At 71.9% G+C, this 15,002-nt stretch carries 10 protein-coding genes and 1 pseudogene; 5 read left to right on the top strand and 6 right to left on the bottom strand.

The features are described from left to right. Positions 1–33: 33 nt before the first annotated feature. The gene (locus OG587_RS15185) at positions 34–1,557 is read right to left on the bottom strand and encodes an N-acyl-D-amino-acid deacylase family protein (protein WP_329090776.1); all 1,524 of its coding nucleotides are present in this window, start codon (positions 1,555–1,557) and stop codon (positions 34–36) included. A 287-nt stretch (positions 1,558–1,844) separates the two neighbouring features. Here OG587_RS15185 and OG587_RS15180 point away from each other — a divergent pair, with 287 nt between their 5' ends. Both OG587_RS15180 and OG587_RS15175 read left to right on the top strand, forming a co-directional pair. Continuing rightward, positions 1,845–2,210 carry a hypothetical protein gene (locus tag OG587_RS15180; protein ID WP_329090774.1) on the top strand — a complete coding sequence of 122 codons (366 nt, stop codon included), beginning with the start codon at positions 1,845–1,847 and terminating at the stop codon, positions 2,208–2,210. Between the two features lie 103 nt (positions 2,211–2,313). Beyond that, the gene (locus OG587_RS15175) at positions 2,314–2,532 is read left to right on the top strand and encodes a hypothetical protein (protein WP_329090772.1); all 219 of its coding nucleotides are present in this window, start codon (positions 2,314–2,316) and stop codon (positions 2,530–2,532) included. 154 nt (positions 2,533–2,686) lie between these two features. On the opposite strand, the gene OG587_RS15170 is transcribed toward OG587_RS15175, so the two are convergent. The 4 genes from OG587_RS15170 to OG587_RS15155 form a co-directional block, all read right to left on the bottom strand. Then, positions 2,687–6,526 (bottom strand): DUF4153 domain-containing protein, encoded by a 3,840-nt coding sequence (locus OG587_RS15170; RefSeq protein WP_329090770.1) that lies wholly within the window; start codon positions 6,524–6,526, stop codon positions 2,687–2,689. Positions 6,527–6,801: 275 nt separating this feature from the next. Continuing rightward, positions 6,802–7,491: a response regulator transcription factor gene (locus OG587_RS15165; RefSeq protein ID WP_329090768.1), complete on the bottom strand. Its 690-nt coding sequence runs from the start codon at positions 7,489–7,491 to the stop codon at positions 6,802–6,804. Positions 7,492–7,745: 254 nt separating this feature from the next. After that, positions 7,746–8,702, bottom strand: a complete 957-nt coding sequence (locus OG587_RS15160) for a GNAT family N-acetyltransferase (protein WP_329090766.1) — start codon at positions 8,700–8,702, stop codon at positions 7,746–7,748. A 258-nt stretch (positions 8,703–8,960) separates the two neighbouring features. After that, on the bottom strand, positions 8,961–10,013 hold the full coding sequence (locus tag OG587_RS15155) for a helix-turn-helix transcriptional regulator (RefSeq protein WP_329090765.1): 1,053 nt from the start codon (positions 10,011–10,013) through the stop codon (positions 8,961–8,963). A gap of 74 nt (positions 10,014–10,087) precedes the next feature. On the opposite strand from OG587_RS15155, the pseudogene OG587_RS15150 reads away from it, so the two are divergent. The 3 genes and pseudogenes from OG587_RS15150 to OG587_RS15140 all read left to right on the top strand — a co-directional run. After that, positions 10,088–11,038, top strand: a pseudogene (locus OG587_RS15150) (ATP-binding cassette domain-containing protein); the annotation flags it as partial. Between the two features lie 173 nt (positions 11,039–11,211). Then, positions 11,212–11,964: an ABC transporter permease gene (locus OG587_RS15145; protein ID WP_329090764.1), complete on the top strand. Its 753-nt coding sequence runs from the start codon at positions 11,212–11,214 to the stop codon at positions 11,962–11,964. Between the two features lie 218 nt (positions 11,965–12,182). Further along, positions 12,183–13,031: an arylamine N-acetyltransferase family protein gene (locus OG587_RS15140; RefSeq protein ID WP_329090762.1), complete on the top strand. Its 849-nt coding sequence runs from the start codon at positions 12,183–12,185 to the stop codon at positions 13,029–13,031. A 210-nt stretch (positions 13,032–13,241) separates the two neighbouring features. Here OG587_RS15140 and OG587_RS15135 read toward each other — a convergent pair whose 3' ends face one another. Further along, positions 13,242–14,885 carry a class I adenylate-forming enzyme family protein gene (locus OG587_RS15135; protein ID WP_329090760.1) on the bottom strand — a complete coding sequence of 548 codons (1,644 nt, stop codon included), beginning with the start codon at positions 14,883–14,885 and terminating at the stop codon, positions 13,242–13,244. Between the last annotated feature and the right edge of the window lie 117 nt (positions 14,886–15,002).

The raw sequence follows: 15,002 nt of genomic DNA, 5'->3' as shown, positions 1-15,002 counted from the left end.
CGCCGGACCCGGGACGGCCGGATCACCGCGTCCTCAGGGGCGTAGCGCCCTGCCGGGGGTGGCGCCGGTGAGCGCCCCTCCGGCGAGGACCGGGACCCCGGAGACGAGGACGTCGCCGATCCCGGTGGCCGGGGTGCGCGGGGCGGCGTACGTGGCCAGGTCGGCGACCGCGGTGACGTCGAGAACGACCAGGTCGGCGACCTGCCCGGAGCGGACGAGACCGCGCCCTTCGAGACCGAAGCGGCGGGCCGGGTGCGAGGCGAGGTGGACGACGGCCTGCTCCAGCGTCCAGTCGCCGGTCTCGCGGACGTGGTGGCCGAGCATCCGGGCGAACGCCCCGTAGCCCCGGGGGTGGGGGTGGCCGCCCACGTAGATGCCGTCGGAGCCGCCGGTGTGGGCCGGGTGGCGCAGGATCGCGCGGACCGACGCCTCGCCCTCGGGGCCCTCGTCGGGGCGGGCCGACACGCATCCGGCCTCCAGCCGGGTGTCGATCAGGATCCTGCGGCAGAACTCTCCGGGCTCCAGCCCGGCCTCGGCGGCTGCCTCGGGCAGCGTCATCCCCTCGGCCCACTCGGCCCCGGGCACGTGGGAGAAGGTGATCCTCGGCCAGAGCGTCTCGTCCCACTCGATCGGCTCGGACTCCAGGAGCTCCAGCGTGCGGTCGATGTCGGCGGCCGGGACCCACCGGGGCAGCGCGACCATCGCCAGGATCGTGCTGCCCCGCAGGTAGGGATAGGTGTCGAAGGTGACGTCCAGCCCCGTGAGCCGGGCCTCGTCGACCAGCGGCAGGAGCGTGGCGGCCGGACCGTGGTAGTGCGAGACGTGCACGGCGACGCCCGAGCGCCGGGCGATGTCCGTCACCTCGGCCATCCCCTCGGGGGCCGCCGCGCCGTACCCGCGCATGTGCGTCACGTACGGCAGGTGGCCCAGCGGCGCGCAGAGCGCGGCGATCTCGGCGGCGTCGGCGTAGCGGCCCGGGGCGTACTCGAGGCCGGTGGAGAGACCGGCGGCACCCTCCGACAGGCCGCGCTCGACGCGGGCCAGCATCGCGGCCAGCTCGTCGGCGGTGGCGGCCCGCTCGGCGGCGCCCATCACGTCGTGGCGGATCGTGCCGTGCGGCAGCAGGTACGCGGTGTTCAGCGCGGTGGCCCGGTCGTAGCCCGCGAGCAGTTCCCCGACGCCGATCGGCCCGTCGGCCGAGGGGTGGACACCGTTGACGGCCGCGAAGTAGCGGGTGGCGTAGGCGAAGGTCTCCAGGGTGGTGGAGGGGGCGAAGGAGAGCCCGTCCTGGCCGAGGACGAAAGTGGTCACGCCCTGGCGGAGCGCGGCGAGCTGCACGTCCTTGTCGAAGACGAGGGCGTCGCCGTGGGCGTGGCAGTCGACGAGGCCGGGCATGACGTGGCGTCCGGCGGCCTCGACGACGGTTGTGGCGTCCGCGCCGTCCAGGCGACCCACGGCGGTGATCCGGTCCCCGTCGACGCCGACGTCGGCCCGGCAGGCCGGGGCTCCGGTGCCGTCCAGCACCCAGCCACCCCTGATCAACACATCGAACGACATGCCGGGATTCAATCACCCGGAAGGTCTTCGCCGCATCCAGCGCTCACCTTCGTTCCCCCTGCCCATGTCCCGGATTTCCCATGTAGCGCGTGCCGGGGGAATTTAGGCCCCCCACCCTCTTGACCGTGCCAAGTCGGGAATGGTGCCATCTTTCCCTAGCCCGACCACCAAGCTCATGAAGCTCGGCGACTGGAGCAGCGCGGACGGCCATGCTGTCTGCATGCGCTGAACCTTTTCATCCTCGTGCGACCTCGTAGTTCTGCCCGGGCACATGTGAAGATGATCACATGATCGAGACGAGCCGCGTGGAAAGGCCTGCGTTACGCAGAGCCGTGTACTTGGCTGCGGCGCTCTTGGCTGCCGTTCTTGTCGTGGCCCTGATCTGGGGTGAGGACCTGCGCTTCACCCACTCGTCAGGGAATATGGAGGCGGTCGCCCGCACACTGGGGGAGGGCGCCGAACTCAGGGATCAAAGCATCGGAAGCCTCTCTTTCGAGTTCGTCCGTCGGGAGAACGACCAGGTCTACTTCTACCGAGGCAAGGACTGGGGAGGGGACGGCTACGGCTTTGTCTGGAGCCCCGCGAGCCGGCCGGGCGATGTCCGGCACGTGAAGGGGCCTTGGTATAAGTTCCGGGACGACGCGCACCAGTGAGCCGTTCCGTTCTCGACCGAGTCGTATCAGTGCGGGTCAGCCCCGAAGACCTCGGCCTGCTGACCGAGGCGGCGGCGGCAGCGGGAATGAAACTGAGCGCAAGGTGGCGTTGGAAGCCGCGGCGATGGCACCCGCCGCCCCGCCTGCGGCAGTGCTGTCCGGCGAGGAGACACGGCGGCTCCAGGATTCTGTTCTGAACATCGTGGAACTGCTGGAGCGCAGTGGTATCAGGCTTGACGCGGCAGCAGACGAACGCGATCAATCGCTGGTTCTGAAATCACTGCGTCGTCCGCGAAAGAAGAAGATCAAAGCCGGAAAGTAGTCCAAGAAGCCGAACCGCGAACACCGACCCAGGGTGACATGCGGTTACACGTCCCGGCGGCGCCCAACGACGCCTCACCGGGCTGGACACCTGGTCAGACGCCGTTTCGCGTGGTCAGCGAGGAAGCACCGTGAGATCGGTTCTTCGGGGTCACTCAGTCCTGGTACGGAGTCTCCAGCCGGGAGGGCGTCTGCGGGCATGAGGCGCCCTTGAGGACCGGACGCTGTGCCAGCAGGTCCCTCGCCTCGCGACGGGCCAGGTTCCAGCCGTTCCACGGGTCGGGCCAGGCGAGATCGTTGGCCGCGACCACGTCTCGCAGGACGCAGCTGCGGGCCGGTTCGGGCAGCCTGTCCAGGGCGGGCACGGCCTCCGCGCCGAGGTCGCCGAGGTATTCGAGGTCGACCCGCTCCACGCCCCGTATGGCGATCTGGGTCTCCGCGACCCGCAGGTCGGGGTTCCAGACCGCGAACGCCAGCAGGGAGGCGCTCGTCATGATGACGAGGGTCCTGGGCAGCCAGCGCGTGTGCCCGCGTCCAGTGAGCCGGGCCGCGCCCGCGGCGAGGACCAGGGCGAAGATCCCGCCCAGCCACAGCACCGTCGCCGACACCGAGGCCCGCAGCCGGGAGAGCCCGTAGGCGTTGGCGTACAGGTCCAGGCGGTGCAGCGCGGAGAACAGGATCACCAGGGTCAGCACGCAGAGCAGGCCGAGCAGGCCGGCCATCAGCCAGCGGTCGAAACCCTTGAGCTCCACCGCCCCCGAGGCGACCGCCACGATGGCCAGTACGAACACGCTGACGACGACGAGCTGGAAGAACCCGGTGCGCGCGTACTCGGCGTAGGTCAGCCCGGTGGCGGACACCACCCACTGGGTGTCGCCGAACAGCACGGTCAGCTGCATTCCCACGAACGTGGCGAACAGCAGATTGAGCGCCGTCAGCGGGGTCACCCAGAGACTTCGGCCGACCGTGACCTTCAGGTCGGGGGACTTCGGCTCGGCCACGGGTCGCAGCCCGACCAGCACGGCGGAGGCGACCACGACCGCGAAGACGACGAAGAGGAGGATCCGCAGCGGCAGCGACTCCGCCCACTCCTGCGCGCTGAACACCCGCTCGACGGCCTCGGCGAAGATCGCGTCCGCCGAGGCGAACAGCGCCCCGAACACCGCCAGCAGCACGACGGTCAGCCCGCCCCCGAGCAGCAGGGGCATCACGCGGCGACGGGACGCGAGACCCTTCAGCCTCGCCCCGAGGAACCACGGCACCGGCAGCAGGCCCAGGATCACCGACGCACCGCCCCTGAGCACCCCGAGCCAGCCGCGCCCGGCCCCCGACAGGGCGAGCGCGGCCGTGAGGAACCCGGCCAGCAGAAGTATCGCGACCAGCCAGTCCGCGTCCCTGAACATCACCGTCGCGACCAGCCCGTAGGCGATCGCCCCCATCCCCGCCGACCACGGGTTGATCCTCCTGCGCGCCGCGGGGATCGCCGCGATCCCCATCGCCGCGGACACCAGCACGAGCCCCAGCCCGGCCCTGCTGTACGGCACCGCGACCGCGGCGAGCAACCCGACGGCGGCCGACGCCGGCAGCACCCACCGGGGCGTGTCCGGCAGCTCGGGCCGGGGGAAGATCGGCGGCGCCTCGTATCCGCCGGGCGCCCCGGGACCTCTCCCCCCGCCCGGCCGGGAGACCGTCGGCGGGCTCGCCGACGAGCCTGTCGATGAGCCTGTCGATGAGCCTGTCGATGAACCCGCCAACGAACCCGTCGATGAACCCGTCGATGAACCCGTCGATGAACCCGTCGCCCCTTCCCGGACGCCTGCCGGCCGTGCCTCGCCTTCCCGCTGCGGAGCTCCCGGCCCCGGTACGGTGACGCGCTGCGCGACGGGCCCCCGCGCCGGAGGCCGGTGCGGGAGCGGTTCGACGGAGGCCAGGAAATCGTCGGTGGGCGTGGTGGCGCCGATGACCGTGCCGACGAACGCGCCGGCGGTGATGATGACGGCTACGGCGAACATGCCCAGCAGGGGGGCGATGCTCGCGAGGCCGATGCCCACGATCGCGGCGCACACCAGCCCCCCGACGCCGCCGAGGAAGACCCCGGTGAGCGCTCCCAGCCAGTTTCGCATCACGACCGGCCTCTGACGCGCGCTCCCGTCCCTGGCGAGAACGGGCTGCGGAGGGTACGGCTGCGGGGAAGGCGGTACGGGAGGAGAGGGGGTGGCGGCGCCGTCGAGGACGGCGGCTCCGGGATCGGGAGAGGCGGGCACCGGCCCGGACGCCACCCCGCGCCCGGGTCCGCCCGGGTCCGTGACCGGGTCGGAGGTACCGGGCGCCTCGCCGGTCTCGCGAGGTTCGGACACCTGAACGGGTCCGGCGGCCTGAACGGCCCCGACCGGTTCGCCGGGACCGGAACCCGAACCGGTCACCCGACCGCCCTCCGAGCCGCCCACCGGGCCGGTCACCGGGCCGGTCACGGAACCGGCCGCCGGGCCGCCCGCTGAGCCGGTCACCGGGCCACTCACCGAACCGGTCGCCGGGCCGCCCACCGAACCGATTGCCGATTCACTCACGGAGCCGGTCACGGAGCCGGTCACGGAGCCGGAGGCAGAGCCGGAGGCAGAGCCGGACGCGGAAGCGGAAACGGTCGCCGCGACCTCTCGCGACCGGGACACCTGTCCGGCCCCGACCATCTCACGGACCTCGGGCGCCCGGCCGGTCTCCGCCGGTTCATCCTGTTCAACAGGTTCGACGGCTCCGGACCCCTGAACAGTCCCGGATACCCGACCGCCCTCCACCGGTTCGCCGGATCCGGAACCCCCCGCGACCCCGGCGGCCTCGCGACCTCCGGACGACGTACCGGCCGTGGGCGGGACGGAAGGCGTGGAGGCCGGAGAAGCCGGAGAAGCCGGAGAAGCCGCGGGAACCTCGCTCGGAGGGGTCCTCCCCGGAGCGAGGACGTCCGCCTCCGGGGGAAGGGCGCCCTTGGCGGGGAGAGACGGGGGGTTCATCTCAATCCTTTCCGGAAGATCGGCCACGACGTGGCAGCCGACGCCGTCGTCGACGTGGATGGAGCCGCCGTGGAGTTCGACGATCTCCTTGGTGATGGCCAGGCCCAGCCCGGCGCCGCCGTCGTCGGCGGCCCGGCCCGCGTCCAGGCGCGAGAAGCGCTCGAACGCCCGCGCCCGGTCCTCGGCCGCGATGCCCGGCCCCTGGTCGCTCACCCGCAACCGGACCCCCTCTCCCCTGGCCGTCGCGGCCAGCACCACCACCCCGCCGGGGGGGCTGTGCCGCACCGCGTTGTCCAGCAGGTTGGCGAGGACCTGCGCGAGCAGGTCGGGATCGGCGCGCAGGCTCAGCCCCTCCGGGACCTCGCAGCGCGCCACCACACCCTCCCTGGCCAGTACGGCCTCCCGCAGGGCCTGCTCGCACAGCTGGCGCAGCTCGACGTCCTCATGCTCGATCAGCCGGGCCCCGGACTCCAGGCGGGACAGGTCGAGCAGCTGCGCGACCAGGCGGCCCAGCCGCTCGGTCTGGGCGAGCGCGGTGCCGAGGGTGGCGGGGTCGGGATCCGAGACCCCGTCGACCACGTTCTCCAGCACCGCACGGAGCGCGGTGATCGGCGTGCGGAGCTCGTGGCTGACGTTGGCCACCAGCTCGCGCCGTTGCCGGTCCACCTCGCCCAGGTCGGCGGCCATCGCGTTGAAGGCGCGGGCGAGCTCGCCGACCTCGTCACGGGAGGACGCGGTCACCCGCAGGCCGTACCGGCCCTTGGCGATGGTCTGCGCGGCGGCGGCCATCTCGCGCAGCGGCTTGGTCATCCCCCGCGCGAGTAACTGCACCATGATCAGCGCGAACACCACGGCCACCGCGACGCGCACGTTGCGCGAGTAACCGATGTTGATGCCGACCTCGTTGACGACGAACGCCGTCACCACGGCCAGCAGGATCACCATCCCGAGTTTGACCTTGATCCGGCCCAGGAAGTCGAGAGGTCTCAATGGTCGGCGCATTCCGGTGTTGGAGTGGAAGGACATATGAGTGTCTGAGTGGTGCGGGGGGCGATTGGTTCTGGCCCGGACGCGAACGCCGTCCCATGGCCACGGGTGAAACCGCGGGCCCGCGCCCCCGGCACCGCCACGGCACGCGTTCGCGACGCCGCGGGGGTGGGCGTCCGCAGCACCGTCACGGCACGCGTTCGCGACGCCGCCGGGGTACGTGGCCGTACCCGGACGCCTACCCGTCGAATATCCGGTCTCATGGCCAGTGCGTCCGTTCAGGGTTTGACGAGGGCGTAGCCGACGCCGTGGACGGTACGGACGACGCCGGGGCCGAGCTTGCGGCGCAGGGCCCGCACGTGGCTGTCGACCGTGCGGGTGGCGGCGGCCTCGGAGAAGCCCCATATGTCGGCCAGCAGCCGCTCCCGCTCGAAGACCTGGCCGGGGCGCTCGGCGAGGCGGCAGAGCAGGTCGAACTCGGTCCTGGTCAGCTGGGCCTCGGTGCCCCGCACGTAGACCCTGCGTTCCGCGGTGTCGATCTCGACATCGGCGAGGCGGATGACCGTGTCGGCCCCGGCCAGCTGGGAGGCCCGCTCGACCCTGCGCAGCAGGGCGTGTACCCGCGCGACCAGCTCGCGCATGCTGAACGGCTTGGCCATGTAGTCGTCGGCCCCGACGCCCAGCCCCACGAGCAAATCGGTCTCCTCTCCCAGCGCGGTGAGCATGAGCACCGGCACCGGCCTGGCCGCCTGCATCCGCCGGCACACCTCCAGGCCGTCGAGGCCGGGCAGCAGCCGGTCGAGGACCACCACGTCGGGCCCCGTCTTCGCGTAGGCGGTCAGCGCCGCGTTCCCGTCCCCGACGACCTGCACGTCAAAGCCCTCGGCGACCAGCCTGTGCCGTACGGCCCGCGCGATCGTCTCGTCGTCCTCGACCACGAGGACACGTCGTTGCTGGGGAGTTGCCATGACCGGCAGCGTAGACCCGAGCCGTGCAGAAGACCCATGGTGAATTGTGAAGGTTCTGCGCATCCACACCGGCCGCCTCGGCACCCGCCGGGCACGTCGCCGTTCACCGGCCGCAACGGCGCTCACCAGGCGCTCCAGGCACTTCACCAAGGGGTGGGGCTCCCCCGAGCGGGAGCCCCACCCGCGAGGCGTTCCAGGTCTCACGCGGTTGCCGGTGAGGTCCTCCGCCGAGCGAAGACCCCGTCAGGCCGGGATCAGGCCATGATCAACCGGCGACCGGTGATCCGGTAGCCGATCCGGGCGAACGCCGCCGCCATGGGCGCGTTGCCCACGTCGGTGTTGTCGTTCACCTCGGGCGCGCCCTCGGCGACGAAGTCGTGCAGCGCCTCGGTGACCAGGTCGTAGGCATAGCCATGACCGCGCCGGGCCGGGTCCACCCCGACGTAGCCGATCGTGGCGCTCCTGGAGTTGCGCGTGGCCATCACGACGCCGACGAGCTCTCCCGAGGCGTCGCGGGCGAGCCGCCACCGGTCGCGCCCGCCGGGCATGTCCGCGACCTCGGCCACGGTCTTCTCGGCCGTCGCCCTCGCGCCCTCCTCCGCGAGGTTGCGCCGGTCCCAGTCGTCGAGGCTGCCCTCGGCGATCCGGGCCAGCAGGTTCACCAGCACCTCGTCGTCGTCGACCGGGGCGAAGGCGAGCCTGGCCGGCCTGGGCGGCAGGCCGTACTCGGGGAGCCAGCGCAGGTTGAGCCGCTCGACGGACCGCCGCAGCCCGGCCTTCTCCGCGGCGGCGATCCGGTCGGAGGCGTCGGCGAACGCGTCGGATCGCTCGCGCCAGTCGGCGGGCAGGAACAGGTGGTAGTCGGGCCTGCTCCCGGATGGTGTGGCGTATCCGGGCCTGACCAGGGCCGCGTACGCGGCTCGCAGCAGGGCCGCCCCCACCTCGATCCGGTCGGGACCGGACCCGGGGTCGAACCAGTCGAGGCTGAAGGGATGCTCGGAACCCGGCGGGCCCCAGAACCCGGCCCTGGCGACGACCTCGTCGCCGCGCAGCGCGACCCAGACCCATTCGGGCCGGTAGCCGAGCTCGTCGAAGGGCAGGTTGCGGGCGCCCACGCCGGAGGCGGGCAGCGCACCGTAACGGTGGAACAGGTCGAACTCACCCGGTTCGAGCGGGCGGAAACACAGGTCGGGGGCGGAGAGATCGGACAAGAAAGAACCAGACAAGCGAAGCTCCAGAAAGCGGGTGCGCTTCCCGGTCTCAGGCGGCCTGTCGCCCGAGGCGGGAGCGCGTGACCAGAATGGCGAACATGTGCTCCTCACCTCCTCACACTCAAAGGGACGGTCAGGCTACCGCCATACCCGACGCACCCTCAACCGGATAAACGGGTACGCTTCTCCGTCCGGTGAACGCTGCAGTCCGGTGAACGCTGCCGCCCGACGGACCACTCGGTGACTCCCGCACCCCGTTCAGGACACCGCGCCCTCGTCACCACCGCCCCCGACACCTCCCTCACCGTCGCCACCTCCCAGGCGGCCACCCCCCTCACCGTCGCCACTCGCGCGCCCGCCCCCGGCTCGGACGAACAGCTCGCCCGTCGCGCGCAGGCGGTCGCGGAACTCCTCCGGCCCGACCACCTCGAAACCGGCGCCCAGCGCGGCGAGGATCAGCATCGGCCACTCCAGCCCGTCGGCGTTCATCAGCAACCGGCACGACCGGTCGTCGACGGCCTCGACCGTCCCGCCCAGCTGGGACGTGACCCGCTCGACGTCGGCGACCGCGGCCCGCACGATCACCTCGATCCGGTGCTGCGTCGGCATCGACGTGATGCTGTCGCGGACGAACGCTCCGGCGTCGCCCCCGGGCAGCTCGCGCTGGCGGAACCGGGCGCCGGTCGACTCGGGGCCGGCCAGCCTGTCGACGCGGAAGGTGCGCCAGCCGTGGCGCTCGACGTCCCAGGCGACGAGATACCAGCGGCGCCCCAGCGACACGAGCCGATGCGGCTCCACCAGCCGGACCGTCCCCTCGCCGTCGCGCGCCGTGTACTCGAACCGCAGCCGCTCGTCGTCCCGGCACGCCTGGGCGATCACCGTCAGGGCGAGCGGGTCGACCGTGGGCCCTCCGCCGATGACGGCGGGCACGGTGTGGGACCGCAGCGCGTCGACCCTCCGCCGCAGCCGGGGCGGCATCACCTGCATGACCTTGGTCAGCGCCCGCACCGACGTCTCCTCGATGCCGGCCACGGCGCCTCCGGCCGCCGTCCGTAGCCCGACGGCGATGGCCACCGCCTCCTCGTCGTCGAGCAGCAGGGGCGGCATGGTGGCGCCGGTCTGGAGCTGGTAGCCGCCCGCGACCCCCCGGTTGGCGTCGACCGGGTAACCCAGCTCGCGCAGCCTGTCGACGTCGCGCCGCAACGTCCGCTCGCTCACGCTCAGCCGGTCGGCGAGTTCACCGCCCGGCCAGTATCGATGGGTCTGCAGCAGGGACAGCAACCGGAGCATCCGCGCACTCGTGTTCGCCATGGATCCAGATTCCCGTTGATTCCGGTCAGAAAGTGGCCTGAATGAACCCTAGCGTGGCCACCATGAACAGCACGATGATCCGCACGAGCGGGCTGACCAGGCATTTCACCGTCGGGAAAGAGACGGTCGAGGCGGTACGCGGCCTCGACCTGCACGTCGCCTCCGGCGAGATGGTGGCACTGCTGGGACCGAACGGGGCCGGGAAGTCGACCACCCTGCGGATGCTCACCACGCTGCTTCCCCCGACCTCGGGCAGCGCGGAGGTCGCCGGGTACGACGTGAAGACCGGCCGGCGCGGCGTACGCGGCCGGATCGGCTACATCGGCCAGGGCAACGGCGCCGCGCACAGCCAGCGGGGCCGCGACGAGTTGATCAGCCAGGGCCGCGCGTACGGGCTCGGCGCCCGCGCGTCACGCGACCGGGCGGCCGAGCTGATCGCCTCCCTGGACCTGGAGGGCGTCGCCGACCGGATCGTGTCGTCACTGTCCGGCGGCCAGCGGCGGCGGCTGGACATCGCGATGGGCCTGATCCACGCCCCCGACCTGCTGTTCCTGGACGAACCCTCCACCGGGCTGGATCCGCAGAACCGGGCCAACCTCCAGGAGCACATCCGCGCGCTCCGGGCCGGGCACGGCACCACGATCGTCCTGACCACCCACTACCTCGAGGAGGCCAACCAGCTGGCCGAGCGGGTCATCGTGATCGACCACGGCCGGGTCATCGCCGACGACACCCCCGCGGGGCTCAAGGCCGACCACGCCGGCGACCGCGTCACCCTGACGTTCGGCGGCGAGCGGGACGCCCACCGGGCCGTGACCGAGTCGCTGGGCGTCGTGGCGGGCGCCCGGGTCGAGCGGGTGGGCGCGCGGGTCGTGATCGAGGTGGCCGGAGGCGTCCGCCTCGCGCCGAAGCTGCTGCGCGGCCTGGACGACGCGGGCATCGAGGTGACCGGCGTCGAGGTCACCCGCCCCACCCTCGACGATGTCTTCCTCAACCTGACCGGCCGCAGCCTCCGCGAGGACGGCACCGCCGGACCCGAGACCGCGGAATCCGTCACCGCGCGACCCGGAACCAAGGACTCCGTCACCACGCAACCCGGAACCGAAAACCCCGGAACCAAGAACCCCGTCACCGCAGAAGCCGGGACCACGAAGGCCGCCACCGAGTCCGGTGTCACGACCACCAAGGAGAACGCGGCATGAGCGGCACCACCCTGGTCACCGACACCATCACCGTCTTCAACCGCGAGCTGCGCCCCGTGCTGCGCAACCCGTTCTCCGTGATCTTCACGATGGTGCAGCCGCTGTTCTTCCTGGCGCTGTTCGCGCCCCTGCTCCCGGACACGGGGGACGGCGGCTCCGCGCTGCAGTGGTTCGTCCCCGGCATCGTGGTGATGTCCTGCCTGTTCGGCACCTCCTCCACGGGTGCGAACCTGCTGTTCGAGATCCAGACGGGATCGCACGAGCGGATGCTCGTCTCCCCGCTGCGCAGGCCCGCCCTGATCGTCGGGCGGGCCCTGAAGGAGATCGTGCCGATGCTCGCCCAGACGGTGGTCGTCGTCGCCGTCACCATCCCGTTCGGGTTCCGCCTCCACCTGGCGGGTGCCCTCCTCGGCCTGCTGGTCCTCGCCGTCTTCTGCGTGGGTCTCGGCGCGCTGTCCTACACCCTGGCGCTGGCGTCCAAGGACAGCGAGTGGATGTTCTGGGGGGTCCAGCAGACCCTGCTCTTCCCGCTGATGCTGCTCGCCGGGATGCTGCTGCCCGTCGACGGCGGCCCGGACTGGCTGCGGGCGCTCTCCCGGCTCAACCCGCTGACGTACGTCGTGGAGGCCGAGCGCGCCCTGTTCGACGGCGAGATCATGTCGGCGGCCACCGGCGGCGGAGTGATCGCGGCCGTGGTCGTGGCCGTGCTGGGCCTGCTCGTCGGCACCCGGTCCATGCGCCGCGCCTGACCCCGCCCGACGGACCCGCCGCGCCCCGGTACCCGCCGGGGCGCGGCGGACGTTCACCGCCTTTCCCGCGTTCCCGGGAAAGCCCGTGTCCGGGAAAGCCCGTGTCCGGGAACGCGTGTGTCCGGGAAAGCGTGTGTCCGATGTCCGAGAAGGCGTGTGTCCGAGAAAGCCCATGTCCGGAGCTAGGTGGGCGCCCACCTCGGAGTTACCGTGACAGGGTGATCGATGTCACCGCGTACCTCCGCAGGATCGGCGTCAAGGTCGACGGGCCTCCGAACGTGGAGTCACTGCACCTGCTGCACCGGGCACACGCGGAGCGCGTGCCGTACGAGTGCATGGAGATCTGGCTGGGCCGCCCGACGACCGTCGACCCCGCGGAGTCGGCGGCGCGGATCGTCCGGGGCCGGGGCGGCTACTGCTACCACCTGAACGGCGCCTTCTCCGTGCTGCTGAAGGCGCTCGGCTACCGCGTGACCCGGCATCGCGGCGGGGTGCAGGGCCACGCCGGGGTCCCGGCGAACGTGGACGGCGGCCACCTGGTGCTCACGGTCTCGGGACTGCCCGGTCCGGGCAATCCCGGCGGAGAGTGGCTGGTCGACCAGGGCCTGGGCGACGCGATCCACGACCCGCTCCCGCTCGTCGAGGGCACGTACCGGCAGGGACCCTTCACGTACGGCCTGCGCCCCTCCGAGGTGGAGCCCGGCGGGTGGCGGTTCGACCACGACCCGCGCGGCGACTTCCTGGGCATGGACTTCCGCGCCGCACCCGCCGAGATGCGGGAGTTCACCGCGAGGCACGAGTTCTTCTCCACCTCGCCCGAGTCGGGCTTCGTCCGCGTGGCCACGGTCCAGCGGCGCGACGCGAGCGGTGTCGACGTCATGCGGGGCCTGGTCCTGACCCGTCTCGGCGACCGCGAGCACACCCTGACCGCGCGGACGGAACGCGACTACTTCGAGATACTGGCCGACGTCTTCGGCCTGTCCCTGCCCGACGTCACCCTCGCGGAACGCGCCGAACTCTGGCAGCGCCTGTGGACCGCCCACGAGAAGTGGGCCGGCTCCCGCTGACCCTGGGCTCCCGGTTCCCCCGTCGCGGAGGGTCCCGCCCCCGCTGACCCCGGGCTCCCCTGTCGTGTGAGGGTCCCGCCCCCGCTGACCCCGGGCTCCCGAAGCCCCCAGGTTCCCCCCGTCGTGGAGGGTCCCGCCTCCGAGTCGTTCCGGGAGGTCCATGCGGCTCCGGTCGCGGGGACCGGGGCCGCCGGGGTGGGGTCGCGGGCCTCAGCCGCCCGTCGCCAGCGACTCCTTCAGCTCCCGCTTGAGGATCTTGCCCAGCGGGTTGCGGGGCAGGGCCTCGACGAGCTCCAGGCGTTCGGGGAGCTTGTACGAGGCGATGCCCCTGCCCCGCAGGTGGTCCACGACCGAGGCGAGGTCCACGGTCTGGCCGGGCTTGGGGACGAGGACGACGCAGACCCGTTCGCCGAGGACCTCGTCGGCGTAGCCGACCACCGCCACCTCGGCCACCGCCGGGTGCCCGGAGACCAGCGCCTCCAGTTCGGCGGGGGCGATGTTCATACCGCCCCGGATGACCAGGTCCTTGGCCCGGTCGACGTAGCGCAGGTACTGCCCCTGGTCTCCGGCGATCTCGAACACGTCGCCGGTCATCAGGTAGCCGTCCCCGTCGAACGGGTCGGCGGCGGCCGTGCCCGGCAGGTAGCCGGAGAAGACGGTCGGCCCCGACAGGCACAGCTCGCCGGGGATCCCCGCCTCGACGATCTCCGTGCCGAGAGGGTCGACCAGCTTGGTCCTGGTCGCGCCCAGGGTGCCGGGCCAGGTGGTGCCCGGGGCGTCGGGCCGGGGGAAGAAGCGGGCCCTGTCCTCGGGGTCGGGCATGTGCACCGGGTCGGAGAGGAGCGCGACGCCCTCGTTGGAACCGAAGAAATTGATGATCGCGATGCCGTACCGCTCCTGCCAGCCCTTGACCATCGGCGGCGGCAGCGGCGCCGAGCCCGAGCCGATCCGGGTCAGCGTGGTGAGGTCGGTCCTGGCGAGGATCGCCTCCTGCTGGAGCAGCATCGTCAGCAGCGCGGGCGGGGCCAGGGTGTAGGTGACGCCCTCGGCCGCGATCTGCCCGAGGTAGGTCGGCAGGTCGAACGGGTGGTGCTGGACAAGCACGGAACCGGTCTTCAGCCAGGGCAGGAAGACCCCGCCGATCCCCGCCATGTTGACCATGGGGAAGGGGTTGAGGATGACGTCGTCCTCGGTGAGGCCGGGAGCCGCGGCGCAGGTGGAGGCCACCGCGAGCCAGTCGTAGTGGCACCTCGGCACCCCCTTGGGAGTGGCCTCGGTGCCCGAGGTCCAGCAGATCGTGACGGGGTCGGCGGGGTGGGCCTCGTACGGGACGCCCGACGCCTCGTACGGGACGCCCGACGCCCCGGGCGGGGAAGAAGCGGTGTCGAGGTCGGCGCCCCAGGTGAGGGCCGGGATGTTCTCCGGCACCCGGGCGGCGGCGGTCGTCGAGGTGACGAAGATCACGGCTCCGGCGAGGGCGCAGAGCTGGTTCAGCTCGTACTCGCGGTACTGCACGGGGAACGGGGTGACCACCGCACCCACCCTGACCACGGCGAGGAAGGTGACCGCGAGCTCCACGCTGTTGGGCAGCTGGACGGCGACCACGTCCCCGGGACCGATGCCCCGGCCGCGCAGGACCCCCGCCACCCAGTCGACCTCGGTGTCCAGCTCGGACCAGGTGAGCCGCTTGATCTCACCGGGCAGCAGGTCGGCCTTGTTGGGCGGGTCGGCGATCGCGAGGGCGCCGGGACGGGCGCTCACCTGGGCACGTAACAGCTGGTCGATCGTGTCTCCGGTCCACCAGCCTCCGGCGGTGTAACGGTCGATCCGCTCTTGCGTGTGCAGGCGCTTCATCGCGACTCCAGGGGGCCTTGTGAGGATGCTCGTGACACTACGAAAACAGAAGCTAGGGGTCAATGGATGGGGCGGAATCACTGTTCATTGGTTCATGTGCCACTAAGTGACTATGTT

It is taken from the genome of Streptosporangium sp. NBC_01469 (assembly GCF_036227305.1).
GTDB lineage: Bacteria > Actinomycetota > Actinomycetes > Streptosporangiales > Streptosporangiaceae > Streptosporangium.
Note: the sequence above shows the minus strand (reverse complement) of the source record. Positions and strands in the feature narration are given on the sequence as shown.

Coding starts and splice junctions, on each gene's coding strand:
- OG587_RS15185 (WP_329090776.1), bottom strand. CDS start 1,557: ATGTCGTTCGATGTGTTGATCAGGGGTGGCTGGGTGCTGGACGGCACC.
- OG587_RS15165 (WP_329090768.1), bottom strand. CDS start 7,491: ATGGCAACTCCCCAGCAACGACGTGTCCTCGTGGTCGAGGACGACGAG.
- OG587_RS15145 (WP_329090764.1), top strand. CDS start 11,212: ATGAGCGGCACCACCCTGGTCACCGACACCATCACCGTCTTCAACCGC.
- OG587_RS15180 (WP_329090774.1), top strand. CDS start 1,845: ATGATCGAGACGAGCCGCGTGGAAAGGCCTGCGTTACGCAGAGCCGTG.
- OG587_RS15155 (WP_329090765.1), bottom strand. CDS start 10,013: ATGGCGAACACGAGTGCGCGGATGCTCCGGTTGCTGTCCCTGCTGCAG.
- OG587_RS15135 (WP_329090760.1), bottom strand. CDS start 14,885: ATGAAGCGCCTGCACACGCAAGAGCGGATCGACCGTTACACCGCCGGA.